The organism is Corynebacterium sp. HMSC14B06 (genome assembly GCF_001807075.1).
In the GTDB taxonomy this organism is placed as follows: Bacteria; Actinomycetota; Actinomycetes; order Mycobacteriales; family Mycobacteriaceae; genus Corynebacterium; species Corynebacterium jeikeium_D.
On record NZ_KV787394.1, the window covers coordinates 1 to 26837 of the forward strand.

The window sequence follows — 26837 nt, forward strand, 5'->3', positions numbered from 1 at the left end:
CGCGATGCTTATGCATCATCGAGACCTTCGGGCAGTGCGATTGGTGCTGAATCGCAATTCCGGCTTGTCGCGCCCACCGCCTGACAGTTGGTGAGGGTATCCCTAACTCACGTCCAACTGCGCTTGCTGATGCCCCGTTGGCGATGTGTTGAAGCGCAATCGGTTTGATGGCACTGTATTTCGTTCGGCGGGTTTGCTTCACTACTTCTCCTGGTCGAAAGTGGTGATGCATTCACCGCCTGAACCTACCCCTGAAAAATTGCCTGAAAGTGTCATAAACTCATACAGTTTCACATTTGCAGCCCGTAATCATATTTGGCGCCCGTAATTTTTGGGGTCTGCCCAGTCATTATCTTGAGAATCAGACATACTTTTGTCATGTAACGTTCTTTTTACGCTTGAAGATTTACGCTTGAAGAAAAGGAACCGACCACATGATCAGAAGAAGACAACTCTCAGCGGTCGTGCTCACCATCTCCATGCTGCTGGTGCTCGTAGGCTCTTTTGCGGGAATCACAACAGGGCGTGCACAGGCGCAAGAGGCCGCGAGTACTATCTCGCCAACCATGGTGATCCTGGATGCTTCAGGGTCAATGCTTGCCGACGACGCGGGCGGCCAGACCCGAATGGAGGCAGCGAAGACTGCCACGAGTAAGTTCGCGGGATCGGTGTCAGAGGACTCCGAAATTGGGTTCATGGTCTACGGCACGGAAGTTGGCAATTCGCCGGAGGAGCGGGAAGCTGGCTGTCAGGACATCACCACGCTGCTGCCCGTGCAGGCGGGTAACTCGGCGAAGATTCCTGCTGAAGTAGGAAAGGTCCAAGCCTCCGGCCACACCCCGATGGGGCCTGCGCTGCGTCAGGCTGCCGATGAGTTGCCGAAAGAAGGGCAACGTTCGATTGTGTTGGTCTCCGATGGTGAGGACACCTGTGCTCCGCCACCGGTGTGCGAGGTAGCCAAGGAACTCAAGCAGCAGGGCATTGACCTGGTCATCAACACAGTTGGTTTCCTTGTTGATGCAGGTGCACGTGCTGAACTGGAGTGCATTGCTGAGGCCACTGGCGGTGAGTACCTGGACGCCCAGGACTCCGATTCGCTGGCTGAGTCCATGAAGACGCTGGCGACCCGCACCGCACGCACCGCGCAGTCCAGCGCGCAAGAGATACAGGGCGGCGACGCTCCTACGAGCGCTACCAAGGTGCCTGCCGACGTGGAAACGTTCTCGACCAAGCTGCGGGAAAAGACTCCTGAGTCCGAGCGCAGCATCGGTAATCAGGAAGGCGACGGTGCTGAGTACTTCTCCGTCCCGGTTGCTGAGGGAGAGCGGCTTGCAATTAGTGCGGCTACCGTGCCGGGAGCGTCGTCAGGCGCGACGTTGATGGACCTAGATGTTCGTAACTTCGCGCTCACTATGCATTTGGATGACAGCAGTTGCTTCCTGGCCAATGATTTCGGCAATGGCATCATCGACTCCAATGGCCCCTTTTTCGCATCGATAACAACCAAGCAGTCCGGGGGAGCTGAGGGGGACTGTAAGCCGGGCAATGTGGTGTTCTCCGTGGCCCGAAAAGGAGGCCCCTTCGAAGGTCAGGACATTCCTGCAGAAGTAACCATCAAGCGTTTCGCCAACGAAAACCTGACTGATGTGCCGGAGGCGTTCCCGTCCGACAAGGAGAGCTTGACCCCTCCGCCCGCGACACCGGAAGCGGATCAGGCTAAGAAGGTCACCCCAGGTTCGTGGTTCGATGACGCCACGGAACTTACTGCCGACAGCATCAGCAGCGTCACGGCCGACATCGTTCCTGGTGAGACACACGTGTACAAGATCAAGTCCGAGTATGGGCAGCAGCTCCGCGGCGCCGTCAAACTCATTGACGCCCCAGAAGCGGACAAGCTTGCACAGATCTCCGGCCTGGATATCAAGACGCTGAACTCGGCACGCCAGCTCGCCGGCAGCGAGGAAAACCGTCCGGCCAATGAACACCAGATCGGTGAAGAGACTACATTTGGTAACTCGGCCCGGATTAACTATCGCAATCGGATCGGCGAAGATAGTGAAAAGTCGGGCGATTACGAGGCTGAAAGAGCCTGGTTGGATGGCGACCAGTACATCGTTGTCTTCTTCAACAACAGCTGGGGTGCCGGTCAATCCCACGATGTCGCGGGTGTTCAAAACGTCCCGGTGACTTACCAGCTGACCACGGAGTTGGTCGGCGAGAAGATTCCGGGCCCAGCTTTTGAACAGGTCGCGCACAAGTCGCCAAGTAGCGAGGCCCCGACTAGTAGCCAGCAGAATCCGAAGGGCACCGAAGAAAACGAGGATGACGGCTCTTCCAACATGATGTGGTTCTCTATTGGTGCAGTTCTGTTAGCCGTCGTCGGCGCGGCAATCGCGTTGACCCGTAAGTAACGCTAGAGCGTCCAGTACACGCCGAATCGGTCAGGCTTGACGACGGCTTCCGTGCCCTCGGCAACCTCAGCGCCTGTTAGGCCAAGCGCTTGGCAGGCGCTTTCGACCTCTTCGGCCGAATCGCTGGAGAGGCGCATCGCCACACCGTCGCCGAAGGTGAAATTGTGCATGCCCGGCGAGTCGAGCGTCATGAAATTCCCTGACCCGAAAAGCCGGTTGTATACCTCGGTGGCGGCGGCAGCCTGTGGTTCGTCGCCTGTCCACATGAAGTAGGGAATAACGGCGGGATTCGCTGTCTTTGCGGCAGCGTCCGTGCTTGCAGCCCCGCTGGTTAAGGAATCAATCATCAGTTGCCAGTTGACCCCATTGCCGTCGACCAACCAGCCAAAGAGCGGCGAGAAATCGTAGCTGGTCAGGGGCATGAGCGTAGCACCACCGCTGATGGTTTCATCACCCGCCATCAGATGCTCCCACAGTCTGCGCAGCTGGTTTTCCTGACCAGGGGCAAATCGCACCATAAAAGACACAGCGGGGGTTAATCGGCGGTTCCCGTTCTCAATGAGTTCAAAGTCCATCCCGCCGATGGTGAGCGTGGTGGAGTTGGGCTTGATGTTGGAGTGAAAACCTTCGGCGTAAAACCGCGCAGCGGCGCGGGGGTCGTCGTTAAGCGCGATCACGGCCGAGATAGAAACAGTCATGAAAATGAGCCTAACGACGAGCGCCTAACCGCGCAGAGAACGCAGCGTTTGATCCTAGTCAGTGAAGAATCTTCATACGGCGATATCCCCAGTAACGCTGCGCTGATTAGGGGATTTCAGTTAGTGGCGTGGGCTCTGCTCGCGAACTAGGTCTGCAAATCTGTTGATGTAGTCGCGAACAAAGTCCTCAGTGCTTGACGACGTGAATTCTCCTTGTTCGTCAATGAGTGTTGGCGATTGTCCCAGGAAGACCTCTGGCTGACCGAGCATCGGCATGTCGAAGTACGACAGCGCGAGTCGCAAGTTCTTCTGAGAGCTATAACCGCCCATACGGCCGACGGAGTGGCTGATAATTCCCGCGGGCAGGTTCTTCCATGCCACATCACCGTTGGGCTTAGATCCGATGTCAACGGCATTCTTCAGAGCTGCAGGAATTGTGCGGTTGTTTTCTGGGGTGACAAATAGGATGCCATCGCTGGCTTTAATGGTTTCCCGGAAACTGGTGTATTCCGCGGGAGTCGCAATATCGGACACTGCGGGGTCGTCGTAGTCGAAGTTGTAGAGAGGGAGGTCACGAATCTCGACGATGTCGACTTTGAAGTCATCGGGGAAGTACGTGGCTGCCTTGAGTGCAATCTTTCGTGCATAGGAGGCTCGACGCAAGCTTCCTACCAGGATAGAAATCTGTGCAGTCATGCGAATGTTCCTTTCTTAGGATGTATGGGGAAAGACGTGGATTTAGAAATCCCAGTCTTCATCTGCGGTGTCTTCGGCTTTTCCGATGACATATGCGGAGCCGGAACCGGAGAAAAAGTCGTGGTTTTCATCTGACCCCGGGGTGAGGGCGGCGAGAATTTCGGGCTTGAAGGCGGTCTCTTCATGGTTAAACCGCTGCGGGTATCCCAAGTTCATGAGCGCTTTGTTGGCGTTGTATCGAATGAAGTTGGCAACGTCGTCGTAGAGCCCGAGTGGTTGGTATAGGGCTTCGGAGTACCTCAGTTCGAGCTGGTATAGATCATCGAGAAGTTCGAAGACGAAAGCCTTCATCTGCGTTTGCGTGGCGGTGTCGTAGGTTTCTACGCCTCGCTGGAATTTGTAGCCGGAGTAATAGCCGTGAACAGCTTTGTCACGCAGAATCAGGCGCACCATGTCGGCGGTATTGGTCAGGATGCCACGTGATGCGAAGTGCAGCGGGAGGTAGAAGCCGGCGTAGAGCGAGAAGGACGAAAGAAGCGTTGCTGCCGCCTTTCGCTTGAGTGGAACGTCGCCGTAATAGTGTTTGAGCACAGCTTTTGACCGAGCCTGCAGGATGTCATTGGCGACTGCCCATTGGTAGGCAGCGTCGATGTCAGGGGTATTGGATAGCGTAGAAAATACTGAAGAATAAGACTTTGCATGCACTGCTTGCATGAAAGCGATATTCGTGTAGACGGCCTCTTCATGTTCGGTGCGGGCATCTTGAATTTGGGAAATCTCCCCGACAGACGCCTGGACTGTGTCGAGCATGGTCAGTCCGGTGAAGACCTTCATGGTCAGCTCGCGTTCTAGATCGGTGAGACGTCGCCAGTCTGCAAGGTCATTGGACAGTGGGACTTTTTCGGGCAGCCAAAAATTTGCTGTTAGGCGATTCCACACTTCGAGATCTTTGTCATCTTGCACTCGGTTCCAGTTGATTGGCCGAAGGCGGGCAGCTGGGTCCTTTCGAAAAGACGGTGGCGTAGTTGAATAGCTGTAGATGTTCAAGAAGTAGCGCTCCTCCAGAATTTTTCCAGGCCCTCTTTGACGTTCTCCACATCGTGGTCTGTCCCCAGTAGCTCATAGTGGTATAGCTCCGGAACCTGGCATTTTGCAGAAATGATGGCTCCGGCTATGCAAAAGTCGGTGCCGAAATTTGTGTTGCCCGAGGTGATGACACCGCGGATGAAACTCCTGTTGGTTTCGTCGTTGAGAAAAGCGATGACTTGCTTAGGTACCGCGCGGCGCCGACATCCGCCACCATAAGTCGGTGTGATCAGGACAAATGGGCTGCAAACGCGAATCATTCCGTCTTTTCGCGGATGTAACGGGATGCGTGCTGCTGGTTGAGCCAGCTTTTGGACGAACCGGTGAGTGTTTTCAGAAGCACTGGAGAAGTACACGATTCGGGGTGACTCCTCCGGTGGGAGTTCCGTGAAAGTCAGCGGCGTCTTCGATGATGAAGACACTCGATTACCTCCTATGTTCAATGGATTGAACATAAAATAGAGGAGTGAATGGGGTGTCAACAAGGCGTTGCTTACGTGCGGTTGAAAAGTGCTTAGTCACGCAATTGCGAAGTAAAGCCGCGACTCTTCATTAACGGCGGAAAAACCCAGCAGCTGATCTTCAAGGCGGGAAAGTGGCGGGGTTGCCGGCCGGGGGGAGAGGGAGGAGGTGGTGTCTCTCGGAGGGGGCTCCAGTCGTGCCCCGGGCAAAAGCACAACAGGGAAACAAAACCGCCGCGCTTTGGAAAGGCCCAGTCGATGAGGAGACTGGTTTTCCAAAGCGCGGCGTTTTCTACAGCGCTTTCGCATCAACTACTTCAGCGGACGAACACTTCCGGTGAAGTGCGGACGCTTCTTCTTGCGATCCCACGCGACAATGTTGACTGCGCGGCCGATGTTGGAGCTGCCCTCAGTCAGGTTGTGAGCAGCACCTGCACCGTCACCGGTGTGGGTGAGTGCGACATTGATGGTGGTCGGCAGAACGACCGGCGCACCGAAGGAAATCTGGAACTCGTACGACTGACCCGGTAGAACCTGTGCCTCAGCCAGCGCGCGGGAGGCGGTGTACATGCCGTGTGCAATCGCTGCTGGCATGCCCAGAGCCTTCGCGGAGACAGAGGTGATGTGAATCGGGTTCCAGTCACCGGAAACCTTGGCCCACTTGCGGCCGGTGTTGCCAGCCAGCTTCCACTGAGCGGTGGGGAAGGGAACCTTGAACTGCTCGCGTTTGATGGTCTCGGCGCCGGACTTGATGGCCTCACGCTGTGCCTGGACCTCTTCGAAGCCCTCGGCATCCTTCAGGCGAACGCCCTTGGCCAGATACACCGACTGCTCCTCGACCAAGGTGGCGCCGGATGTGGACGATGTAACAGTTGACTCCAGAACAACCTCAGTGCCCGAGCGGTGAGCGCGGAATGCGGCAACCTTCACCGCGATATCAACTCTGCCACCGAGTGTGACAGGCGAGATTTCGCGGTAGGTGTTCTCGGTGTGGACCAGGCCCATCATCGGCAGCGGGAAATCATCCGCAGCCATTAGCTCCATCTGGATGGGCATGATTAGGGCGTGGATGTGGCCGAAGAAAGCCTGTTCAGACTTCGGGGCGCCAACGACGTCGCGGAAGTCCTGGTCACGGTCGGCATCGACAGTGACGCCCTTGACCACTAGTTCATCGACCTTGATTTCGGTGGAGTTCGGGCGTTTCTTCGCCGAACCAGCAGCTGCCTTGGCGTAGAGCGGAACCAGATTGGGAATGGCATCCAGGGTCTTAGCCATAAGTTTTCCTCTTTCCTCCTTATCGGGAGCCTATGCGGAAGCCGCGACTTCGCTTAGGCGCCGACGATGTTCTGACCGCAGACGCGCAGGACGTGACCATTGACGCCGAGAGCGCGGTCGGAGACCAGGAAGGCGATTGCCTGGGCGACATCGCCCGGCTGGCCACCCTGCTGCAGCGAGTTCACGCGTCGAGCAACCTGGCGGTTGACGAACGGAATAGCAGCGGTCATGTCGGTCTCGATGAAGCCCGGAGCAACAGCGTTGATGTTGCCGCCGCGCTTAGCAAACTCCTCAGCGTAAGCCTCGACCATTGCGATAACGCCGGCCTTGGAGGTGGCGTAGTTGGTCTGGCCGCGGTTACCTGCGATACCGGAGGTGGAAGCCATGGTGGCAATACGCGGAGCCTTCTCGAAGGCCTTGTGGTTCAGCAGCTGCTCGTTCATCTTCAGCTGAGACTCGATGTTGACGGCGATGACCGAGCCCCACTTGGCGTCGTCCATGTTGGCGAACATCTTGTCGCGGGTGATGCCTGCGTTGTGGATGACGATGTCCAGGCGACCGTAGCGGGCCACAGCGGCATCGGCAATGGCGTTGCCGGCGTCGTCGGCAGTGATGTCCTGCTGCAGAGCCAGGCCACCGAGCTCGTTGGCAACCTTGGACAGAGCCTCGCCCGCCTGTGGAACGTCGATGACGATGACCTCTGCGCCGTCAGCCTTGAGCTGGCGAGCGATAGCGGCACCGATACCACGGGCGGAACCGGTGACAGCGGCAACCTTGCCAGCCAGCGGCTTATCCCAGTCGGACGGGATCTCGCCAGCGTCGGAGGTGACGCGGAGGAACTGGCCGTCGATGAAGGCCGAGCGGCCGGAGAGGAAGAAGTGCAGGGAGGAAATCACGGATGGCGCGGTGACCGAGACCCCCGGAGCAACGAGGATGCCGTTGGCGGTGGAGCCGCCACGAACCTCGTGGCCGAGGGAGCGAATCAGGCCCTCGATACCACCGGCGACAGCGTTCTCAGCGATCTCGGCCGGGGTTGCGTTGTGGTGAGCATCCTTGGCGCGGGAGACGGTGACGATGCGGCCACCCTTGTCCAGCTTGCGCATGTGCTTTGCAGCAGCGAGCACTGGGCCCTGCAGCTCTGCCGGACGCTTGGCCTCAGTGGCGACGAGGACAATGGCACCAATCTTGTCGTCAGCGGCGTTGCCACGACGGACCTGCAGACCCCACTCAGCCAGCTGAGCTGCAACTGCGTCTGCATCTGCACCCTCGCCGGTGACGAGCACCTTGTCGTTGTTCAGCAGCGGACCGCCCGGCTTGTGGCGGCGCAGGAACGGTGGCTGCGGCAGGCCAGCGGCCTTAGCCAGTCCAGTGAGCGGACCACCGTTGACGAGTTCCTGGTACTTATCGGTCATGGAAAATTCTCCTTGAAAGTAAAAGTGTCTTTATCGGTGGTGCGCTTTTAGACGCGAGCCTCGAGAACTGCGACAACACCCTGGCCGCCCGCAGCACAAACGGAGATCAGGCCGCGAGTGGTCTTGCCGGTCTCGTCTGCCTTCTGGCGCAGCATCTTGGCGAGGGCTGCCACAATGCGGCCGCCGGTAGCGGCGAATGGGTGGCCGGCTGCCAGGGAAGAGCCCTTGACGTTGAGCTTCTCGCGCGGAATGGAGCCCAGCGGGCCTTCCAGTCCGAGCTTGGTGCGGCAGAACTCCTCGTCCTCCCATGCCTTCATGGTGGACAGGACGGTGCCGGCGAAGGCCTCGTGGATCTCGAAGAAGTCGAAGTCGTCGAAGGTCCAGCCGTTGCGGGCCAGCAGGCGCGGGGTGGCGTAAGCCGGAGCCATCAGCAGGCCCTCGTCGCCGTGGACGAAGTCGACTGCGGCTGCCTCGGAATCGACGACGTCGGCAAGCACCGGCAGACCGCGCTCAGCGGCCCACTCCGGGGTGGAGACGAGGACGGCGGAGGCGCCGTCGGTAAGCGGAGTGGAGTTACCAGCGGTCATGGTCGGCTCTGCTTCCAGACCGCGGCCGAAGACTGGCTTGAGCTTGGCCAGCTTCTCCGGGGTGGAGTCCGGGCGCATGTTGGTATCGCGGGAAACGCCCTTGTACGGGGTGACGAGGTCAGTGAAAAAGCCCTCGTCGTAAGCGTTTGCCATGTTCTGGTGGGAAGCGGCGGCGAGCTCGTCCTGCTCAGCACGGGTAACGCCCCACTTGGCGGTGGTGATGGCCTGGTGCTCACCCATGGACAGGCCAGTGCGCGGCTCGCCGGTCGACGGAGTGTCTGGAGCCAGGTCGGACGGACGAGCCTTCAGGAAGACCTTTGCCATGTCCAGAGTGGACTTCTGGCGGCTGGCCTCCAGCAGGATCTTGCGCAGACGGTCGTTGACAGCAATCGGAGCGTCGGAGGTGGTGTCCACGCCGCCGGCGATGGCGGAGTCAATCTGGCCCAGCTTGATCATGTTGGAGACAGAGTTGAGGGCTTCCATGCCGGTGGCACATGCCATCTGAATGTCGAAAGCCGGGGTGTCCGGCGCCAGTGCGGAGCCGAGGACACACTCACGGGTGAGGTTAAAGTCACGGGAGTGCTTCAGCACAGCGCCGGCGGAGACTGCGCCGAGGCGCTCGCCGCCGATACCGAAGCGGGCGACGAGACCGTCGATTGCAGCGGTCAGCATGTCCTGGTTCGACTCGTTAGCGTATTCCTTATTAGAACGAGCGAACGGAATGCGGTTACCGCCGACGACGACTGCGCGGCGCAGAGAGTTATTGTTGGCCTGAGCTGCCATGTGATTGTTCCCTTCAAAATCCTTGAAGTGTGACGTGAATTACTAAATTTAGACAATACTGGTATCGGTGTTTTCTGTCACGTTTTTAGAAATATTTTTGCCCAGTCATCTACCGAGCGGGGGAGGTGAGGGGTAAACACCGTCGTCCACCTGTGAAAAATTCGATGGGCAGCACTCCGGAATCTCAAAAGTTTTCCCGCTTGACGACGGTAATTGCGTCAATCCCCACTAGTTGGGGTGGCGGCCGGAGGTATCAATAGAGTGCAAAGGCGTATAGGGGTTTAGACTTTATCGCCATGCGACCTGAACTTTCCTCGTATAACCATCTTTCCGCGGGCAAGGTCCGGGAAATCTACGAGATTGACCCTGAGACTCTGCTGCTTGTGGTCAGTGACCGTATTTCTGCCTTCGACCACATTCTGGAGACCCCGATTCCTGACAAGGGTCGAGTGCTCACCGCGATGAGCGTGTTCTTCTTCGATGAGATTGACTTCCCGAACCACATGGCTGGCCCGGCTGACGATGAGCGCATTCCGGAGGAGTGCCTCGGCCGTGCGCTGGTGTGCAAGAAGCTGGACATGCTGCCATTCGAGTGCGTCGCACGTGGCTACCTGACCGGCTCTGGTCTGGTCGAGTACAAGGAAAACGGCACTGTCTGTGGCATTGAGCTGCCAGAGGGCCTCGTCGAGGGCTCCAAGTTGCCAGAACCGATTTTCACCCCGGCCACCAAGGCCGAACTGGGCGAGCACGACGAGAATGTCTCCTTCGACGCCGTTGTGGAGTCCCTGGGGCAGAAGCGCGCCGAAGAGCTGCGCGATGCCACCCTGCGTATCTACACCCAGGCTGCTGAACTGGCTGCTGAGCGCGGCATCATCCTGGCCGACACCAAGTTCGAGTTCGGTCTCGACTCCGACGGCAATCTGGTGCTGGCCGACGAGGTTCTCACCCCGGACTCCTCCCGCTACTGGCCAGCCGACTCCTACCAGGAGGGTTCGGTTAACCCGAGCTTTGACAAGCAGTACGTACGAAACTGGCTGACCTGCTCCAAGTCCGGCTGGAAGAAGGACGAGGGCACTCCGCCGCCAGCGCTGCCGGGTAGTGTTGTGGAAGCAACTCGCGAGCGGTACGTCGAGGCCTACGAACGACTGTCGGGCCGCCGCTTCTCGGACTGGATTGGAGAACCTGCGTGAGCGAAGTGACCTTGGACTCGGCATCCGTCGGCAAGCCTGCAAAAAAGGATTTGCCCGCACCCCGTGCACAACGGAAGCCGGTGACTCGGTCCTTCCACGGAAGGGACTTCACCGATAACTTCGAGTGGCTCCGCGATAAGGAAAACTCCGAGGTTATCGACTACCTAGAGGCTGAAAATGCCTATACGGAGGCTTTTACCTCCGATCTTGACGGCACCGCGGACGCGATTTTTAAGGAGATCAAGTCGCGCGTGCAGGAGACCGACATGTCGGTCCCAACTCGCCTTAACGGCTGGTGGTACTACTCGCGCACGCAGGAGGGCAAGTCCTACGGGATGAGCTGTCGCGTGCGTGCGGAGGCCGGTGACGGTCTTGCCGCGTGGACGCCGCCGACCATCGCCGACGATGCCCCAGCACCAGGAGAACAGGTCATCCTGGATGCCAACGAGCTGGCCGAAGGCCATGATTTCTTCGCCCTCGGCGCAGCGAGCGTCTCCGCGGACGGCAATCTGCTGGCCTATTCCACCGACGTCACAGGCGACGAACGCTACACGCTGCGCGTAAAGGATCTGCGCACGGGTGAACTGCTTGATGACGAAATTGCGGGCATCGCCGCAGGTGCTACCTGGGTCGGCTCCGAGTGGATCTTCTACCAGAAGGTCGACGAAGCCTGGCGGCCGGATTCCGTGTGGCGTCACCGCGTGGGCACCTCCACCGAGGATGATGTCTGTGTCTTCCATGAGCCCGATGAGGCCTACTGGGTTGGAGTCGGCACGGTACGCAGCGAAAAGTACCTGATTATTGAGAGCTCCTCGAAGATTACTTCCGAGGTTTGGTACCTGGACGCCAGTGACCCGACCGGTGAGTTCACCTGCGTGCGCCCGCGTGAGGCCGGTGTTGAATACGACATCGATCACGCCGTCATTAGCGGCCGGGATATGTGGCTGATTACACACAATATGACTGGTTCGAACTTCGCACTGGCCATGGTGCCGGCGGGGTCTTTCGACAGCATTTCGGATCTCACTGAGCTGGTTCCGCACCGCGATGACGTCCGCGTTGAGGGCGTCGACTGCTTCGCTGGGCACATCGCGTTTGGTTACCGTCGTGGCGGTATTGGCCGTGTGGCGCTGGCGGTATTGGGTCAGGATGAGGATGGTGCTGGCTCCGCTGGTGATGCCTCTGATACAAGCCATGCTGCTGCTCCAGTGCCAGCGTCCGCTGTGAACTTCGTCGAGCTCGACTTCGACGAAGAGCTCTACTCTGCAGGCACTACCGGCAATGCTGAATGGGACACCCCGGTGTTGCGCTACGCTTACGGCTCCTTCACCACGCCGTCGCAGCTTTGGCAGATTGATATTGCCTCGGGCAAGCGGGTGCTGCTCAAGGAGCAGAAGATTCGCGGGAAGTTTAATCGCGGTGATTACGTCGCCAAGCGTGAATGGGTGAGTGCAGCCGACGGTGCCCAGATTCCGGTATCGATTATCCACCGCGCGGACCTGGACCTGAGCAAGCCGAATCCGACGCTGCTCTACGGCTACGGTTCCTATGAAGCCTCGATGGATCCTGGCTTTTCCATCGCGCGACTGTCGCTGCTGGATCGTGGGATGATTTTTGTCATTGCACACGTCCGCGGTGGTGGCGAAATGGGCCGCGGCTGGTGGGAGAACGGTCGCGCAACCACGAAGAAGAACACATTCACTGACTTCGTCGCCGTCGCTGACTACCTGCTGGATTCTGGGTGGACCACACGCGAGCAGCTGGTAGCACTCGGCGGTTCGGCGGGCGGCATGCTGATGGGCGTGGTCGCGAACATTGCTGGCGATAGGTTCGCGGGCATTCAGGCCGTGGTCCCGTTTGTCGACTGCCTGACATCCATGCTGATGCCAGAGCTGCCGCTGACCGTGGTGGAGTGGGATGAGTGGGGCGATCCCTACCACGACCCGGAGGTCTACGACTACATGGCCTCCTACGCGCCGTACGAGAACATCTCGGCCGATGCGAAGTACCCGAAGATTCTCGCGATTACTAGTTTGAACGACACCCGCGTGCTCTACGTGGAGCCGGCAAAGTGGATCGCCAAGCTGCGCGAGGTTGTCGGAGGTCAGCCGGGGCAGTTCCTGCTCAAGACCGAGATGTCCGCAGGTCATGGTGGTGTTTCCGGTCGTTACGAACGCTGGCGTCAGACTGCCTTCGAGTACGCCTGGATTGTCCACACTGCTGGTGCGGTGGAGTAACGGCATGGATATGCGCACGCTGCTGTCCGCGCAGGGTTTTGACACCGATTCGCTTTCCGACGATCAGTTGGCCGTCTACCACACCCTTTTTCGGCGGCGGGATGTGCGCCGCGAATTCGCCGGAGAAGTGGTGGACAGGGAGCGATTGATGCGCGTGTTGGCGGCGGCCCATGCAGCCCCGTCGGTGGGGCTGTCCCAACCGTGGGACTTTCATATCATTCAGAATCCGGACCGCCTGCAGCAGTTTGCCGACCACGTAGCCGGACGTCGCGCTGAATTCGCGGCCAAGCTCGAAGGCGAGCGGCGTGAGACCTTCAATCCGATTCAGATTGAAGGAATCGTGGACTCGGGAACGGGCATCGTCGTCACCTATGACCCGACCCGTGGCGGCAAGAACATTCTCGGCCGCGACACCGTCGATGACACCGGCCTCATGTCAGTCGCGCTGGCTATTCAGAATCTGTGGCTGGCTGCTACGGCAGAGGGGCTCGGCGTCGGCTGGGTCAGTTTCTACCATGAGGATTTCCTGGCTGACTTTGTCGGTGTCGAGGCACCCGTGCGCCCGGTGGCCTGGCTGTGCATTGGTCCAGTAACGCACCTGGCCGAGGAGCGTGACTTGGAGAAGTTCGGTTGGCGCAAGGGACTGGCTCTCGATGAGGTTGTGCATTGGGGATAATCCGCGCTGCAGACGCACATTGATGTGCTGCGATGGCGCTTTTTGAACTCTTATTTGAAAGGCTTCTGAGTATTCTCCAAGCCTTGTCCTCTCCGTTACCAAAAATTTACATACGCCTGTTTTTGTTGAATCCATGGCAGGCAGTGGGGTGCAAGAACAGATTCGGACGACCGACCAGGTCATTCGTCCAGCGGGCAAAGAGCTCGTAACTGTTGACGGTGGTGTGGTCGGTTCGCCGCTTTTGGTGTCGGTGTCGGGTTTGCGCGATGGCACATTGCTCGACGTCGCTCGTTTCGTGGCAGCGATGGAACAGCGCGGTATTACACCGTCTCTGCTGGTAGCGCCGCATGCGGGTAAAAACTGGTCGTTGCGGGAAGCTCCGGCGGTGCTGGATTGGCTCCGCCGTCGTAGCGATGACGGCATCGAGATTGTTCTCGCGGGGTTCGATCAGTCAGTTCGAGGCCGAGGCGCGGAATTTGCGTCGTTAAGCGAACATGAAGCGCGTTTGCGCCTGACCGCCGCAACGCGCCAGATGCGTGCGATGGGTTTTGAGACGGACGTCTTTGCACCACCGAAGTGGACCATGTCGCCCGAGACCATGAACGTGCTGCCGGAGCTGGGCTTCCGAGTGGCAGCGGACCGAAATGGTGTCCGCGACCTGACCACTGGTGCTGTTGATCCGACTCGCGTGCTGGCTATCGGCGAGGGCTTCGGCGGCGCCGGTTGGTGGCGCCGTGCGGTGCGCTCCTCGGTGCAGCGCTCGCTGGAGAAGGGCCGCGCGGTGCGCATCTCCGTTAACGCTTCGAAACTGCGGGAGCACAAGCTGCGCCAGGATGTTGTCGGCATCATTGACCAGGCGGTCGATGGGGGTGCGCAGCCGGTCAACCACTCTTCGGTGCCGCTGGGCCGCGAGCTCTTTGAAGGCATGGAGCAGGTCGGCTAGTCGCTACCTCTGACGGCTATCGGGGGACTGCCCTAGTGTGGGGTTTATGAGCAATCTCTTCGACATCCCAGTGACCACCATCGACGGCAACGAAGCAACGATGAATGACTGGGCAGGCCACGTTCTGCTTATCGTCAACACCGCCTCGGAGTGCGGTTTCACGGATCAGTACGACGATCTGCAAGGACTTTTCGACGAATTCGCACCCCGTGGCTTCTTCGTCCTCGGCTTCCCCTGCAATCAGTTCGGTGGGCAAGAGCCCGGCAACGCCGAGGAAATCAAGCAGTTCTGCCAGCGCGAATTCGGCGTTACCTTCCCGCTCTTCCAAAAGACGAAGGTCAACGGCCATGGCGCGCACCCACTGTACAAGCTGTTGAAGGAAACCCCGGACGCCGACGGCGAGGCTGGGGATGTGAAGTGGAACTTCGAAAAGTTCGTTGTCTCGCCCGAGGGTGAGGTCATCGGCCGTTTCCGCTCCAAGGTCTCGCCTGACGACGATGCTCTGCGCGACCTCATCGAGGAAAACTTGCCTATTTAAACTTGGCTATTTGGTGGCGTCCAGCGGTGCCTGCTCGAAGTAGCCCGTGGCACCGTAGCCCACGATGCCACCTCGGTTGCGCAGGGTCATGCTAGCTAGACCGACCTTGCCAAGCTCATCGCCACCGATGGTGACCCAGTCACCCTGAACCGCGACAACCATGTTGGCGTGCACCCCAAGGCCTGCGGGGTAGCGGTAGAAAATGATGTCACCCACCTGAGGAGAGAAGTCCTTGTCGGTGACGAAAGCATCATGTGCCTTGTAGGCATCCATGAGCTGTTCGACATCCGTAACCAGCCATGGGTTCTCGGCTGCGGCAGCCGAATCCTCGGGCGTATCAAAGACCGGAACACCCGCGGACGCGAGCAGGAATGACAAGAATGGCGCAGTCCAGGAACCGGAGCAGTCGACCGTGTTGCCGAATGCGTCAAGGTTTGGATTCAGCTTCGCGGTCTGGTTCGCAGCTGTGGGTGCAGAACCCGGCCTGGTGGCAGCAGCGGCGGCGACGGCATCTGCATCAGCAGTTGGGTCTGCGTCTGAATTCGGGTGCTCGCCGACCTTGGGGATAACGCTGCGGATGTCGTCATCAGTAGCGCCACACGCCAGGCCGAAGTAAACCTCAGGGGAGGGCTGCTCCTCGTACTGATAGCGCGCAACATCCTTCAGAGCCTGCTGATAGTAAGGGCGGTCTGCCTCGGTGCGGGGGAACGTGCCACCACGCCACGCCAGAACATTGATAGGACCGAAGAGCGTGAACCACCCGGCGAAGAGGAATACCGCCGTCAGTACCAGGATGGAAACAGGCGGGATAGCGGCGCGAACACGTTGCAGCATGCTCGGTGAGGATGCGTTCTCCTGGCCGTCGTCAAGCGATGGTGAGGAAGACTCAGACCGTGCTGCGTGAGGCTGCTGTGCGGGCACAGGCGCGGGTGAATCGGTGGTCATATCTTCTCAGGATAGTAGGCGGCGCTGCGCTCGTCCTTGGCGAGTGCGTCTGAGCCGTACGTAATGGCCTAGTCTGCGGCTCCTGCTGCAGAAGAGGGCGTGCAGTTAAACTGTGGTTCATGACTTCACCCGACATGCGTAACGAGGCCGAGCACGACCCTCGTGAGGATCTGCCGAGCTTCCTGCGTGAGCCGGACAAAATAGACAAGCTTCTCTATGCATCGCTGATGCTGGTTGCCGTGTACGGCTTTGCAATCATCCCGTTCCGTGCGGTTTTGCTGCTCAAGTACACGTTCTTGCACACATGGCTGACAGGATCGAATCTGTCGGTGCTGATTCTCGCGTCGGAAAACGAGGACCGGCCGCTCTTCCTCTTCGCTGTTGTAGTGATTGCGGCGCTTTCGACAATCAAGTTCATGCCGTTCTTCTACTGGATGGGCAAGAAGTGGGGCACGGAATTCATAACGATGAGTTTCGGCGGACACCCACCGCGATGGTTTAAGAAGATGGAGAACTTCATCTATGAACGCATCGGGCTGAGTGTGCTGGCATCGTTTGTGCCATTCTCGCCGATTCCGGCCACGATTGTCGTGGCCATCGGTGGTATTGCGAAGGTGCGCGGCTGGGTAGTAGGCGTGTACCTCTTCTTCTGTGCCGCAATGCTCAAGTGCTTCTACCTGTACTTGGGCCTGAAGTTTGGCCCAAGCATCCAGGGCTCCCTGCAGACGATTGACCGGTACGTCACCTACATCACCTTCGCGCTGATTGGCTGGATGTTCCTATCCATCTGGTGGAAAAACAGGAAGCCGGGTAGCCAGGCGGCTTAATCCTGTTCGCGCTCAATCAGCGGCAGCGGGCTGTACTTGTCACGCAATGCCTTCAGTGACAGATCGTGAGCGTGCAGGCGCTTGTCCTCATCCGTCGTCGGCTGGAAGTGCGGTACCGGCTGCGGGTTGAAATCGTCATCAATTGCGACATACGTCATGGTCGAATGCAGTGCCTTGCGCAGGCCGCCGACACCCTTGCGGGGCTCACAGCAGTAGACCTGCACCGACAGGTGCATCGAGGTCGTGCCTGTACGCAGGATGCGTGCGCGCACCTCAACCAGGTCGCCAATGTGGATTGGGCTGTAGAAGCGAATACCACCTGCGTAGACAGAAATGGTCTGGCGCCCTGCCCAGTTGGTGGTAACTGCCGTCGCAGCCTCGTCGATCCACTCCATGGCGGTGCCGCCGTGGACGTTTCCGCCCCAGTTGACATCGGTCGGCTTTGCCAGGAAACGTGTGGTCAGTTCGGGTGCGGAAGAGTCCGCGGAGTAGGTCTGCGCGCGCATGCTGGCTTCGATGTCGCGGCGGAGCTCAAAACGGGAAAGAGCGGCTTTCTCAACGCGCTCTTCTTCCTCTGTTTGCGGCACCCACTTCGGCACCGGAGTCGACTTACCGTTTTCATCCATGGCCACGAAGATCACCAGGCAGTCAGCTGCGCGGGTGAACTTGCCCTCGCGCGGATCAGCCGAGAGCACTTCGTTGACGATGTGCATGGAACTGCGGCCGGTATGCGCAATCTTGGAGCGCACCTCGACAATGTGGCCACTGGGAATCGGGCGAGTGAAGTGAATGTGACCGAAGTACGCAGTCACGCAGTAGCGTCCCGACCAGCCGGTCGCGCAGGCGTAAGCGGCCTTGTCAATCCACTGCAACACACGGCCGCCGTGGACAGAATTGGTTCCGGCCATAATGACATCGGTCGGCGATGCCATAAAACGGAGTACAAGAGATGGTGACGCTGGAGCATGCACCTGTTCAGCTTTTTCAGTTGACTGCGTATCCATATATGAAAGCATAACTCTAGGATGAGGTTATGGTATCCAAAATCTCGCCTTTCGACGTTCGCAGCGCTCTTTCCACCGCCGCACCCTGGGCGGCGCAACGGCTTCTCGGCCGCGAATTGCTATCTGACCAAGAGGCTGCCTCCTTCATCGGGCCGGATGGGGCGCAGGGGTCGTCGTTAAGCCGTGCGAGCCTTGCCAAAGCGGTACGTCTGTCCGTGCGGATGCTCGCCCAAGAGGCTCCGGGGCATAGCGTCGAGGTGCGCGTGCCGCCCTTCGTCGCGGTCCAGTGCATTGAGGGCCCCAGGCACACGCGCGGTACGCCGCCCAATGTCGTGGAGATGTCGCCGGAGATTTGGCTGGGACTCGCGTGCGGAATGATCACGTTAGAGCAGGTGCAGGCGCACATCGATATGTCGGGAACGCGCGCGGCGGAAATTGGGAATCATCTGCCGGTGGCGCGCATTTCTTAAAGCCCGTGGGGGGATGCTGAATTGGTGCCCAGGCGGGTGGGGCTATTAGTGTGAATGTCGTGGCCGATACCAACATTTCAGGTGCACCAAAGACCAAACTTTTGCCAATTTCGCCATACGACGATTTGGGGGAGACATCCCCGCGCGAAGAATGTGGCGTTTTTGGCGTTTGGGCACCTGGCGAAGACGTGTCCAAACTCACCTACTATGGCCTGTTTGCCCTGCAGCATCGCGGCCAGGAAGCCGCCGGTATCGCAGTCGGCGACGGCGACCAAATTCTCGTATTCAAGGACCTGGGCCTTGTTTCCCAGGTTTTTGATGAGCAGACGCTCGACGCTCTGAAGGGGCACGTAGCGGTGGGGCACACGCGCTACACCACCGCTGGCGCTCCTGCGTGGGAGAATGCACAGCCGATGTTCCAGATGGCCTCCGACGGCACGGACATCGCGCTGGGGCACAACGGCAACCTGACCAACCACCTCACGCTGTTCCATGAGGCGGTCGACAAGGGCCTGCTGCGTGAAGAGGGCGAGCTGCCCAGTGACTCCGCAATCATGACCACTTTGCTTGCCGACGAAACCGGCAAGATTGACCACCCCGAAGATTACGGCTGCAGCACCAATGTAGAAGCGGCCGCGATGGCACTGCTGCCGCGTTTGAAGGGTGCTTTCTGTCTTACTTTCACCGATGGCGAGACGCTGTACGCCGCGCGTGACCCATACGGTGTGCGCCCGCTGTGCCTGGGGCGCCTGTCCGGTGGTTGGGTAGTCGCATCCGAGACTTGCGCGCTGGATATCGTCGGTGCATCGTTCGTCCGCGAGATCGAGCCAGGCGAGATGGTGACCATTGATGCTTCCGGTGTGCGTTCGCAGCGTTTTGCCGAGACCACCCACGCTGGATGCATTTTTGAGTACGTCTACCTGGCGCGCCCGGACTCCAACATCCGTGGTCGCTCCGTCAACGCGGTGCGTCTTGAGCTGGGCCGCCAGTTGGCACGTGAGTTCCCGGCTGACGGTGACCTGGTGATGCCGGTGCCGGAATCCGGTACCCCGGCCGCTGTTGGCTACGCCCAGGAATCGGGCATCTCGTTTGGACAGGGGCTGACCAAAAACGGCTACGTGGGGCGTACCTTCATTCAGCCTTCGCAGACGATTCGTCAGCTGGGCATCCGACTGAAGCTGAACCCGCTGAAGGAAGTTATCGCCGGTAAGCGCTTGGTCGTGGTCGATGATTCCATTGTCCGCGGCAACACCCAGCGTGCCCTGATTCGCATGCTGCGTGAGGCCGGTGCAAAGGAAGTGCACGTGCGCATCGCCGCACCGCCGGTGAAATGGCCGTGCTTCTACGGCATTGACTTCGCCTCTCCGGGCGAGCTGCTGGCCAACGGTGTCGATGAGAATGACATTGTCTCCGGTATCGCAACCGCGATTGGTGCCGACAGCCTGGGATTTGTCTCCATCGATGGCATGGTCGCCGCTTCCGAACAGGCAAAGAGCGAAGTGTGCTGTGCCTGCTTCGATGGCAAGTACCCGCTGGGTCTGCCGGAGGGCAATCCGAATGCGGCAGCGGTTGAGAGGATGCAGGCAGCCCAGGCTGCCAAAGCCGCAACGAGCAATTAGCCTCGAAACCTCCTTAGAATGAACTACGAGAACTGAACCGAGAACGAAGCGCAAGCGGTGCTGTAGATTGCAGCCGTTGCTTTGTTCCCGGTCCGCCAATACTCCCGGATACGGCAGTAACGCCGCCCGGGGGAGAAAGTTTAAAGCGAGAGCCTCTAATGACCGAGAACGTTTCTGGTGCTTCCTACGCTGCAGCCGGTGTCGACATCGAAGCCGGCGACCGCGCCGTTGAACTATTCGCCCCGATTGCCAAGAAGGCCACTCGCCCAGAGGTCCGTGGCGGGCTCGGTGGTTTTGCCGGCCTGTTTGCACTGGGCAACTACGAAAAGCCGCTGCTGGCCGCATCCTCCGATGGTGTGGGAACCAAGTTGGCCGTGGCGCAGGCCGTCGGCAAGCACGACACCATTGGCCTGGACCTGGTCGCCATGGTCGTCGATGACCTGGTTGTGTGCGGCGCCGAGCCGCTGTTCCTGCAGGACTACATTGCAATTGGCAAGGTCGTGCCGGAGCACGTCGCCGAGATCGTTTCCGGCATCGCCGAGGGTTGCGTCCAGGCGGGTTGCGCCCTCCTTGGTGGCGAGACTGCAGAGCACCCGGGTGTGATGGAACCGGGTGAGTACGATGTCTCCGCTACCGGCGTCGGTGTCGTGGAAGAGGACAAGCTTCTCGGCCCGGACCGCGTGCGTGAGGGCGATGTCATTATCGCCATGGAGTCCTCTGGACTTCACTCCAATGGCTACTCGCTGGCTCGCTACGTTCTCCTGGAGAAGGCCGGTCTGGAGCTCGACGGTTACGTCGAGGACTTCGGCCGCACCCTCGGGGAGGAGCTGCTGGAGCCAACCAAGATTTATGCGAAGGACTGCCTGGCTCTGATGAACGAGGCCGAGGTCCGCACTTTCTGCCACGTCACCGGTGGTGGATTGGCTGGCAACATGGTTCGCATCATGCCGGAAGGCCTGACCGCCGACATGAGCCGCGCAACATGGACCCCGGGGCCGATCTTCAAGACCATTGCTGAGCTCGGCAACGTCTCCCGCGAGGAGATGGAGAAGACCTTCAACATGGGTGTTGGCATGGTTGCGATTGTTTCCGCAGAGGACCGCGATCGTGCACTGGCTCTGCTGACTGCCCGCCACATCAACGCTTGGGAGCTGGGTACTGTCCGCAAGAGCGAGGCTGGCGAGGACGGGGCTGTTTTGCGCGGCAGCCACCCGCGCTTCTAAGCGTCGGCCGGCATTCGGTCGGGCGGCCGGGGACTGGGGTTGGTCGGGACTGGATTTGGGCTACAAAACTGACAACCCAGAAATAACGTGGGGCTGCAAATGTGAAACTGTTTGAGTTTATGACACTTCCGAGCCGTTTTTCGGGCTGTTTTTGTCATAAACGCAGTCAGTAACTCGGATTGATCCGCCGTGGCCGAGCATGATCGGCCGAACATAAACGCAGTCACTAAGCAAAAACAAGCACCCACCAACGGAATCGTTGGCGGGTGCTTGTTTTATTGAAATAGAAACGCTTTGCGGAAAATACGACAGCGGTTAGCTTGCGCTAGCTGTCGCGACCAGCGCCTGAGGCCCATTCCTCCCAGTCAGAGTAATAGTCGTCTCGATCGGACTCGTTCGACTTGCCGACGAGTTCCCGCTGCAGACGCTCCAAGTCCATTTCTGGTGAATCGTACTTGAGCTGACGGGCAACCTTCGCCTGCTTTGCTTTCGCACGGCCGCGACCCATGGCCTGACCCCCTTGTGTAATCCGTGGGACGGCACGGGGATACGGCCGACCCACTTATGTCTTATTGCGTTAATTCCTGTAAGACACCATAGCCGATTTTTAGACGAAGGGGTTACGCGGGGAGGCCCATAGTGGGTTGTGTCCTCGCGCTCAGGCAACTCAATATGTACTGTGACCTGGGGGAATAACCTTTCTGAAAAAGAATGGAAAAAGTTATTTTTTCACCACTCTGTCTGGTGGCTTTACCTATTTCCCGTTACTTATTTCCCACGCAGGCGGTTGATGGCCACACGACCCGGTGGCAGCTGCTCGACGCGGTCGATGGAGGAAGGGTCGACGGCCACGGCGCAGTCACCCACCACAAGGCCCTCGCGTTCCTGCGCCGAGCGCTTAAGCAGAGCCAATGCAATCGGGCCGTAATCGGCATGTTGCACGACGGTGCCTACGCGGCCCACGGCGCGCTTGCCCATCATCACCGGATCGCCGGTTTCCGGCAGAGTAGCAGAGCCGTCGAGCTGCAGCATCACCAAAACTCGTGGGGAGCGACCAACATTGTGGACACGTGATACCGTCTCTTGGCCGCGATAGCAGCCCTTGTCCAAGTGCACGGCAGCCGTGTCGAATTCAGAAGCAATCCAGCGGGGAGCCTCATGCGGAATCATCTTCTCGTCTACGTCGATTCCCAGCTCGGGCCGCAAGGAGACTACGCGTTCGGCCTCCCAGCCCATCAGGCCGACTGGGGAGGCGCCAGCGGCCACCAGCGCGTCCCAAGCACCGACTAAATCCTGTCGGCGTACGAGCACATCCACACGCCCGCCGCGTGGCCACGGCAGGTGCCGGACGTAGGAATGTCCCACAGTCGTAGCTTTACCCACCTGCGGGAATGCGAGACCAGCGGCTACCAGGACCTCAGGGGCATTCGGCCCCATGACGGAAATAATCGCCCTTTCTACCTCAGCAATTTCCACCTTGGACCAGAACACCATCATGTTCAGGTACTTCAACAGGGAGTCGAAGCCGGCAGGGGGCACGTCGATAAGCACGGAATCGTCCAAAACAGTCAGCGTCATGTGATGGAGAACGTGACCGTTTGCATCCAGGTTCAGTGCTTCAGTGACAGTGCCGGGAGCGGCTTCGTCGACCTTCTGCGAAAAAAGTGTGTTGAGGTAGGTCAGGCGATCCTCGCCAGTGACCTCAATAACGCGGTAGTACGAGCGATCTACTACGCCGCAGTCCTCCTGCAGGTGACGTTGCTCTACCAGCGGACGGCCGTAGTGCCATGCCACGCTAGCTTGCCCTGTGGTTTGCTCAACGTTTTTCGCTGAGTTTCCGTCTGGGGCGTTCTCTGAGGCCTTCTCCAAACCTTCCATCTGTCCGCCCAGTTCGAGGGCAGCGGCGCCAGCCACGTGAGACATCAAAGGACTTACATACTCAACACTCACTCCCTCATGTTAACCAGAAATCCTCAAATTAAGCATGGATTAAGCTTGTGTGTATGACGGATTCGCTTTCTTCTCTAGTGCTTATCGACGTCTTCGCAGACGGCGGCCCGGTTGCTGTCGAGGCAGGACAGCCGTTCCTCTACGCGGATGATCTCGGAGCTATTCGCGGCGACGGAGTTTTTGAAACACTCCTGGTCAGGGGTGGTCATACCTGTAATACTGACCGGCACGAGAAGCGATTCGCATCGTCAGCGCTAATGCTGGATTTGCCAACCCCAGATCTGCAGCAGTGGCGGGCGGCTACCGAGGTCGCACTACAGGAGTTGCGCGATAGGTCAATTGAGGGGGATGCGACGTTGCGGTGGGTGTACTCGCGTGGTCGTGAGTCCACCGGAGAGCCGACTGGCTACGTTTTGGCTAGCTCCGCGGAAAAGGTGGCGGAAAACCGTCTGAAGCCGGTATCGGTCATGCTTGCAGAGCGCGGTTTCTCGCTCGACCTTGGCTCCCGTGCACCGTGGGCGCTCATCGGCGCGAAAACGTTGTCATACGCAGCTAATATGGCCGCTTTGCGCTATGCCAGGTCCAAGGGTTTTGACGATGTCATCTTCACGTCCGCAGAGGGCAAGCTCTTGGAAGGCCCAACATCGACCATCATCGTTCAGCGCGGCAATGAACTGCTGACTCCCAACCCCGGTGAAGGAGTGCTGCCGGGCACGACTCAGGCAGCGCTGTTTGAAACAGCTGCCAACTGCGGCTGGAAAGTCACCCCGACGGTCCTGGTGCCCGGGGACCTATTCACCGCCGATGCGGTATGGCTGGTGTCTTCGGTGCGTATCGCGGTCGTGGTTAAGTCCATCGATGGTGAGCCCATCCGGCAGCCGGATGCAATCGCGGAAAAGGAATTCCGCGACCTGTGTGACAAGGCGCTGGCGACGCAGTAGGGCCCCAAATAGTAGGGCTTGATGCAGTTGGGCGACGCAGTAAGGCCACACAACGCCCGTCGTAAAGCGGGGAGAACCTAGCCCGCGTAGCGCTTGAGCTGCGCGGACATGCGGGGAGCGAATTCCTCATCCCGCAGGCGCTCGTCCACCCACCCGAGATCGTTGTTCGGCATCAGACCGTAGAGGCGCTTGCCCGGGCCAAGGGATGCAGGACCGGTAGCAGTGACCATTGTGGAGGCTGCCTGCAGTTCCCATGCACGCTCGGAAACCGGCTTGCCGTAGTAGATCTCAGTGACGCCGGTGGAGTGGACGCAGATGAACTCAATCTCGTCCTCGTTGTTAATGCGCCAAAATCCTGTTTCGCGCTGGTCAGGGCCGGTCGGCTTGCCTTCTTCGTCCAGCTTCCAGATGCGCGACTCATACTTCAGGTAGTTCTCGCCATCGTGGCTGAAAATGAGCTGCTGGCCGAAGTTGTACTCGCCGTCGACGACAGTGTTCGCCTGCCCCTCACCGCGCCACACGCCGACCAGCGGCAGTAGTGCCAGCAGGCCGTCGTGAATATTCGGGCCGAAGCGCAGGTTAGCGGTCTCGTCGGGGATCGGGAGCCCCTCAAGCTCAGTGATGTTGCGCGTAGCGGTGCTCTTGGCCTGTTCGGCCGCGCGGTTGATGGCCTCGTTGCCGTCGAGGCGAGGGGCTTCCGCAGCTGCAGGCTCCTGTGCAGCGGCGTCTGTCTGGTTGCTGCCATTCTTCTCGGTCATGCTTCACACTCTACCGCTGAAGCTCTTGTGGCCATGTATGGGCTGTTGTCGCATGGTGCTAACGCTGCACCGACGCTTAACGGCGATGCTTGACGACGGCCTTAGCGACGCACCCGACAGTTCTTCTCCGGCAGCTTCTCCGTGGATTGAGCTGACGCCTCGGCATCCTGCTGGGATGTCGGCGGCATGAAGTTTGTTGGCGACACGGTGCACAGAATCTGTTCGCCTTCGATGGTGATAGAACCGCCCGACACGTACACGCGAGTCGCCGGCATGCCCATCGGTATCTCTGAATCCCGCAGCGTCAGAGCGAAGGTGTCCATGATGTGCTGCGTATCAGCCTCAGACAGCTCAGGTTTGATGTGGCTTTTAGAATCCGTTGGGGACGAGGGCGCAGAAATAATCTCCATCGGCGTAATGACCACGTCGCGGCTGACAATGCGCAACTTCGCCGTAACCTGGGTTTTTCCCTGCCATCCGGCTGGCGTGGCCTCGAAGATAGCCTCGGTCTCCCAGCCGCCGGTGGGGGAGGAGTCCTTCAGGCTCTGGATACTCAAGTCTGTCAGTCCCAGCTTGTTTCCCAGAGAGACACCGTCGAGCGAGAGCTTAGTGAAGTACTGCTTCGTCGGCGATTCTGGGAAATTACCGCTGAGCACCGCCGATGCCGGGACCTTAACGTTGGAGGCTCCGTACTCCAGAGATACCAAGCCGAAGTCGGGCACCTCGACATCGCGGATGCGCGAGGTTACGGAGCTCCATTTTCCCGTAACAAAAGAGGACAAGTAGGCCTTGCCACCAATGGCGACGTATGGGGTCATCTCCAGCTGAGCAGTCTCCTGAATATGCTCGGAGAGCTTGTACTCCGCATGGCTGGCGAAGCCCATGTCGGTGGCAATCACCAGCGCGGCAACGGCGAGGATAGAGCCACCGATTTTCTTCTGTCGTCGGGAAATGGACACACTCTATTAGTACCCCATCGCTTTTGGCCCAGCGGACATCGGGGAAGTGTTGAATCCGCGGCTGTGTATAGGGTGGGGCGTATGAACGTAACCGAACTGCTTGACGTAGACACCACCGCCGCCAGTACGCTACTGCAGCGCGCCCACTCCACCGACGGCGTGGAGGCGTTCGGCGAGGCTTTCGTCCGAGGGCTTGACGACGACTCTTTCGGGCATCGACACTTTGCGATTATCAAGAACGACCGTTATTTGGGCCTGGCAGCCGTTGCGCCAGATGCTATGGAGATGGTTGTTGATCCGGAGTTTCGCAGGCAAGGCGTGGGAGCGAAGCTGCTTGCGCACATCGATGCTGAAGTCGGTGAGCGTCTGCCTATCTGGGCTCACGGTGATGTCGCCGGTGCCAGCCGCTTGGCAGAGTTGACGGGACGCAAGGTTGTCCGCGAGCTGTTGCAGATGTCCGTTTCGGGCTCAGCGTTGGAGAAGGCGGCGGGGGACGTCGATAAGCGTGATGATGTTGAAGCCTTGACCCTGACTGCGGCACGCGCGAAGTGGGGTGAGGCGGCCGTGGATCGGGCGTGGTTGGCTGTGAATAATGAGGCGTTTGACTGGCATCCGGAGCAGGGAGGTTGGTCGCAGCCACAACTCGATCGCGCTCGGAACGTGCAGTGGTTCGACCCGGAGGGCGTGTTCTTTGCTGCGGATGTGGCCGGGGCGCGCGACAGTGCGGAGGAGATTTGCGGTTTCCACTGGACGAAGTGGCATGCCGAGGAGTCTGTGCCAACTGGCGAGGTGTATGTGATTGGACTGAGCTCGAAGGCACGCGGGCGTGGTCTCGGACGATGGCTGACCAACGTTGGGCTTTCCTATCTCCGAAACCGGGGAGCGGAAAAGGTAATTCTCTATGTCGAAGGCGACAATGCGCCGGCAGTGCGCACGTACCGTGCGGTCGGTTTCGAGGTGGCCCGCCGTGATGTGATGTACGGCGCGTAGATGCGACGGTTCGGTTTATTGGGGGCGAGTTGTTGGGGAAGGGCTGAGTTATTGGAGAGGTTATTGGAGAGGGCGAGCTTAGGTTTGTCTCAGTTTTAGGTGGTTTTCCTCTGTCGCGGGGGCAATGATACTTGTGATTTTGGGGAGATGTTGTCCAA

26 protein-coding genes are annotated in these 26837 nt (G+C 59.2%); 12 read left to right on the forward strand and 14 right to left on the reverse strand.

The window, feature by feature from the left end; translation table 11 throughout:
- The coding region (locus tag HMPREF3130_RS11575) for a helix-turn-helix domain-containing protein (protein ID WP_256364867.1) at window positions 1-232 on the reverse strand (232 nt) is incomplete at its 3' end.
- Between the two features lie 202 nt (window positions 233-434).
- Between HMPREF3130_RS11575 and HMPREF3130_RS08095 the strand changes: the two genes are divergently transcribed.
- The gene (locus HMPREF3130_RS08095) at window positions 435-2411 is read left to right on the forward strand and encodes a vWA domain-containing protein (protein ID WP_070429725.1); all 1977 of its coding nucleotides are present in this window, start codon (window positions 435-437) and stop codon (window positions 2409-2411) included.
- A 2-nt stretch (window positions 2412-2413) separates the two neighbouring features.
- Here the strand turns inward: HMPREF3130_RS08095 and HMPREF3130_RS08100 are convergent, their stop codons facing one another.
- From HMPREF3130_RS08100 to HMPREF3130_RS08130, 7 genes are all read right to left on the reverse strand, one after another.
- On the reverse strand, window positions 2414-3109 hold the full coding sequence (locus HMPREF3130_RS08100; RefSeq protein ID WP_049173075.1) for a VOC family protein: 696 nt from the start codon (window positions 3107-3109) through the stop codon (window positions 2414-2416).
- Between the two features lie 120 nt (window positions 3110-3229).
- Window positions 3230-3805: an NADPH-dependent FMN reductase gene (locus HMPREF3130_RS08105; RefSeq protein ID WP_016421405.1), complete on the reverse strand. Its 576-nt coding sequence runs from the start codon at window positions 3803-3805 to the stop codon at window positions 3230-3232.
- Window positions 3806-3847: 42 nt separating this feature from the next.
- Complete coding sequence (gene nrdF, locus HMPREF3130_RS08110; RefSeq protein WP_080971523.1) at window positions 3848-4852, reverse strand: class 1b ribonucleoside-diphosphate reductase subunit beta; 1005 nt, start codon at window positions 4850-4852, stop codon at window positions 3848-3850.
- Window positions 4849-5313 (reverse strand): class Ib ribonucleoside-diphosphate reductase assembly flavoprotein NrdI, encoded by a 465-nt coding sequence (gene nrdI / locus HMPREF3130_RS08115; RefSeq protein ID WP_080971522.1) that lies wholly within the window; start codon window positions 5311-5313, stop codon window positions 4849-4851. The genes nrdF and nrdI overlap by 4 nt, the downstream gene beginning before the upstream one ends.
- 351 nt (window positions 5314-5664) lie before the next feature.
- A complete protein-coding gene (locus HMPREF3130_RS08120; protein ID WP_070429726.1) occupies window positions 5665-6627 on the reverse strand; it encodes a MaoC/PaaZ C-terminal domain-containing protein in 963 nt (320 codons plus the stop codon).
- 53 nt (window positions 6628-6680) lie between these two features.
- Window positions 6681-8039 (reverse strand): 3-oxoacyl-ACP reductase, encoded by a 1359-nt coding sequence (locus tag HMPREF3130_RS08125; protein ID WP_049173074.1) that lies wholly within the window; start codon window positions 8037-8039, stop codon window positions 6681-6683.
- A gap of 47 nt (window positions 8040-8086) precedes the next feature.
- Entirely contained in the window at window positions 8087-9409 is a 1323-nt protein-coding gene (locus tag HMPREF3130_RS08130; RefSeq protein WP_016421400.1) for an acetyl-CoA C-acetyltransferase, read from the reverse strand.
- Between the two features lie 296 nt (window positions 9410-9705).
- Here HMPREF3130_RS08130 and HMPREF3130_RS08135 point away from each other — a divergent pair, with 296 nt between their 5' ends.
- The 5 genes from HMPREF3130_RS08135 to HMPREF3130_RS08155 all read left to right on the forward strand — a co-directional run bounded on the left by HMPREF3130_RS08135 (window position 9706) and on the right by HMPREF3130_RS08155 (window position 14993).
- A complete protein-coding gene (locus tag HMPREF3130_RS08135) occupies window positions 9706-10599 on the forward strand; it encodes a phosphoribosylaminoimidazolesuccinocarboxamide synthase (RefSeq protein WP_016421399.1) in 894 nt (297 codons plus the stop codon).
- Window positions 10600-10649: 50 nt separating this feature from the next.
- Window positions 10650-12836: a S9 family peptidase gene (locus HMPREF3130_RS08140; RefSeq protein ID WP_049193831.1), complete on the forward strand. Its 2187-nt coding sequence runs from the start codon at window positions 10650-10652 to the stop codon at window positions 12834-12836.
- A gap of 4 nt (window positions 12837-12840) precedes the next feature.
- Window positions 12841-13512 carry a 5,6-dimethylbenzimidazole synthase gene (gene bluB, locus HMPREF3130_RS08145; protein WP_049173072.1) on the forward strand — a complete coding sequence of 224 codons (672 nt, stop codon included), beginning with the start codon at window positions 12841-12843 and terminating at the stop codon, window positions 13510-13512.
- A 133-nt stretch (window positions 13513-13645) separates the two neighbouring features.
- On the forward strand, window positions 13646-14455 hold the full coding sequence (locus tag HMPREF3130_RS08150; RefSeq protein ID WP_222865562.1) for a polysaccharide deacetylase family protein: 810 nt from the start codon (window positions 13646-13648) through the stop codon (window positions 14453-14455).
- 46 nt (window positions 14456-14501) lie between these two features.
- Window positions 14502-14993 carry a glutathione peroxidase gene (locus HMPREF3130_RS08155; RefSeq protein ID WP_049173070.1) on the forward strand — a complete coding sequence of 164 codons (492 nt, stop codon included), beginning with the start codon at window positions 14502-14504 and terminating at the stop codon, window positions 14991-14993.
- 6 nt (window positions 14994-14999) lie between these two features.
- Here HMPREF3130_RS08155 and HMPREF3130_RS08160 read toward each other — a convergent pair whose 3' ends face one another.
- Complete coding sequence (locus tag HMPREF3130_RS08160) at window positions 15000-15938, reverse strand: hypothetical protein (RefSeq protein ID WP_224783816.1); 939 nt, start codon at window positions 15936-15938, stop codon at window positions 15000-15002.
- A gap of 119 nt (window positions 15939-16057) precedes the next feature.
- Between HMPREF3130_RS08160 and HMPREF3130_RS08165 the strand changes: the two genes are divergently transcribed.
- Window positions 16058-16765, forward strand: coding sequence for a hypothetical protein (locus tag HMPREF3130_RS08165; RefSeq protein ID WP_049193818.1), 708 nt, complete (start codon window positions 16058-16060; stop codon window positions 16763-16765).
- Here the strand turns inward: HMPREF3130_RS08165 and HMPREF3130_RS08170 are convergent.
- Window positions 16762-17769, reverse strand: a complete 1008-nt coding sequence (locus HMPREF3130_RS08170; protein WP_016421392.1) for an acyl-CoA thioesterase — start codon at window positions 17767-17769, stop codon at window positions 16762-16764. The genes HMPREF3130_RS08165 and HMPREF3130_RS08170 overlap by 4 nt on opposite strands.
- 29 nt (window positions 17770-17798) lie before the next feature.
- Here HMPREF3130_RS08170 and HMPREF3130_RS08175 point away from each other — a divergent pair, with 29 nt between their 5' ends.
- The 3 genes from HMPREF3130_RS08175 (at window position 17799) to purM (ending at window position 21081) form a co-directional block, all read left to right on the forward strand.
- Window positions 17799-18239, forward strand: coding sequence for a sterol carrier family protein (locus tag HMPREF3130_RS08175; protein WP_016421391.1), 441 nt, complete (start codon window positions 17799-17801; stop codon window positions 18237-18239).
- Between the two features lie 101 nt (window positions 18240-18340).
- Window positions 18341-19858, forward strand: coding sequence for an amidophosphoribosyltransferase (gene purF / locus HMPREF3130_RS08180; protein WP_246815133.1), 1518 nt, complete (start codon window positions 18341-18343; stop codon window positions 19856-19858).
- 158 nt (window positions 19859-20016) lie between these two features.
- Complete coding sequence (purM, locus tag HMPREF3130_RS08185; RefSeq protein WP_016421389.1) at window positions 20017-21081, forward strand: phosphoribosylformylglycinamidine cyclo-ligase; 1065 nt, start codon at window positions 20017-20019, stop codon at window positions 21079-21081.
- A 325-nt stretch (window positions 21082-21406) separates the two neighbouring features.
- Here purM and HMPREF3130_RS08190 read toward each other — a convergent pair whose 3' ends face one another.
- Both HMPREF3130_RS08190 and HMPREF3130_RS08195 read right to left on the reverse strand, forming a co-directional pair.
- Complete coding sequence (locus HMPREF3130_RS08190; RefSeq protein ID WP_005511943.1) at window positions 21407-21589, reverse strand: DUF3073 domain-containing protein; 183 nt, start codon at window positions 21587-21589, stop codon at window positions 21407-21409.
- Window positions 21590-21849: 260 nt separating this feature from the next.
- Window positions 21850-23004 (reverse strand): CAF17-like 4Fe-4S cluster assembly/insertion protein YgfZ, encoded by a 1155-nt coding sequence (locus HMPREF3130_RS08195; protein ID WP_049193816.1) that lies wholly within the window; start codon window positions 23002-23004, stop codon window positions 21850-21852.
- An 80-nt stretch (window positions 23005-23084) separates the two neighbouring features.
- On the opposite strand from HMPREF3130_RS08195, the gene HMPREF3130_RS08200 reads away from it, so the two are divergent.
- Entirely contained in the window at window positions 23085-23972 is an 888-nt protein-coding gene (locus HMPREF3130_RS08200) for an aminodeoxychorismate lyase (protein WP_070429728.1), read from the forward strand.
- A gap of 77 nt (window positions 23973-24049) precedes the next feature.
- Here the strand turns inward: HMPREF3130_RS08200 and HMPREF3130_RS08205 are convergent, their stop codons facing one another.
- Both HMPREF3130_RS08205 and HMPREF3130_RS08210 read right to left on the reverse strand, forming a co-directional pair.
- On the reverse strand, window positions 24050-24730 hold the full coding sequence (locus HMPREF3130_RS08205; RefSeq protein ID WP_016421386.1) for a heme-binding beta-barrel domain-containing protein: 681 nt from the start codon (window positions 24728-24730) through the stop codon (window positions 24050-24052).
- 101 nt (window positions 24731-24831) lie between these two features.
- Window positions 24832-25689 (reverse strand): LmeA family phospholipid-binding protein, encoded by an 858-nt coding sequence (locus tag HMPREF3130_RS08210; protein WP_016421385.1) that lies wholly within the window; start codon window positions 25687-25689, stop codon window positions 24832-24834.
- 81 nt (window positions 25690-25770) lie between these two features.
- On the opposite strand from HMPREF3130_RS08210, the gene mshD reads away from it, so the two are divergent.
- Window positions 25771-26679, forward strand: coding sequence for a mycothiol synthase (mshD, locus tag HMPREF3130_RS08215; protein ID WP_070429729.1), 909 nt, complete (start codon window positions 25771-25773; stop codon window positions 26677-26679).
- Window positions 26680-26837 lie beyond the last annotated feature (158 nt).

What these genes read in the sequence shown, in the direction of transcription:
- HMPREF3130_RS08095 (WP_070429725.1), top strand. Translation starts at nt 435, where the DNA reads ATGATCAGAAGAAGACAACTCTCAGCGGTCGTGCTCACCATCTCCATG.
- HMPREF3130_RS08100 (WP_049173075.1), bottom strand. Translation starts at nt 3,109, where the DNA reads ATGACTGTTTCTATCTCGGCCGTGATCGCGCTTAACGACGACCCCCGC.
- HMPREF3130_RS08105 (WP_016421405.1), bottom strand. Translation starts at nt 3,805, where the DNA reads ATGACTGCACAGATTTCTATCCTGGTAGGAAGCTTGCGTCGAGCCTCC.
- HMPREF3130_RS08120 (WP_070429726.1), bottom strand. Translation starts at nt 6,627, where the DNA reads ATGGCTAAGACCCTGGATGCCATTCCCAATCTGGTTCCGCTCTACGCC.
- HMPREF3130_RS08125 (WP_049173074.1), bottom strand. Translation starts at nt 8,039, where the DNA reads ATGACCGATAAGTACCAGGAACTCGTCAACGGTGGTCCGCTCACTGGA.
- HMPREF3130_RS08130 (WP_016421400.1), bottom strand. Translation starts at nt 9,409, where the DNA reads ATGGCAGCTCAGGCCAACAATAACTCTCTGCGCCGCGCAGTCGTCGTC.
- HMPREF3130_RS08135 (WP_016421399.1), top strand. Translation starts at nt 9,706, where the DNA reads ATGCGACCTGAACTTTCCTCGTATAACCATCTTTCCGCGGGCAAGGTC.
- bluB (WP_049173072.1), top strand. Translation starts at nt 12,841, where the DNA reads ATGGATATGCGCACGCTGCTGTCCGCGCAGGGTTTTGACACCGATTCG.
- HMPREF3130_RS08150 (WP_222865562.1), top strand. Translation starts at nt 13,646, where the DNA reads ATGGCAGGCAGTGGGGTGCAAGAACAGATTCGGACGACCGACCAGGTC.
- HMPREF3130_RS08155 (WP_049173070.1), top strand. Translation starts at nt 14,502, where the DNA reads ATGAGCAATCTCTTCGACATCCCAGTGACCACCATCGACGGCAACGAA.
- HMPREF3130_RS08160 (WP_224783816.1), bottom strand. Translation starts at nt 15,938, where the DNA reads ATGACCACCGATTCACCCGCGCCTGTGCCCGCACAGCAGCCTCACGCA.
- HMPREF3130_RS08165 (WP_049193818.1), top strand. Translation starts at nt 16,058, where the DNA reads ATGACTTCACCCGACATGCGTAACGAGGCCGAGCACGACCCTCGTGAG.
- HMPREF3130_RS08170 (WP_016421392.1), bottom strand. Translation starts at nt 17,769, where the DNA reads ATGGATACGCAGTCAACTGAAAAAGCTGAACAGGTGCATGCTCCAGCG.
- HMPREF3130_RS08175 (WP_016421391.1), top strand. Translation starts at nt 17,799, where the DNA reads ATGGTATCCAAAATCTCGCCTTTCGACGTTCGCAGCGCTCTTTCCACC.
- purM (WP_016421389.1), top strand. Translation starts at nt 20,017, where the DNA reads ATGACCGAGAACGTTTCTGGTGCTTCCTACGCTGCAGCCGGTGTCGAC.
- HMPREF3130_RS08190 (WP_005511943.1), bottom strand. Translation starts at nt 21,589, where the DNA reads ATGGGTCGCGGCCGTGCGAAAGCAAAGCAGGCGAAGGTTGCCCGTCAG.
- HMPREF3130_RS08195 (WP_049193816.1), bottom strand. Translation starts at nt 23,004, where the DNA reads ATGTCTCACGTGGCTGGCGCCGCTGCCCTCGAACTGGGCGGACAGATG.
- HMPREF3130_RS08200 (WP_070429728.1), top strand. Translation starts at nt 23,085, where the DNA reads ATGACGGATTCGCTTTCTTCTCTAGTGCTTATCGACGTCTTCGCAGAC.
- HMPREF3130_RS08205 (WP_016421386.1), bottom strand. Translation starts at nt 24,730, where the DNA reads ATGACCGAGAAGAATGGCAGCAACCAGACAGACGCCGCTGCACAGGAG.
- mshD (WP_070429729.1), top strand. Translation starts at nt 25,771, where the DNA reads ATGAACGTAACCGAACTGCTTGACGTAGACACCACCGCCGCCAGTACG.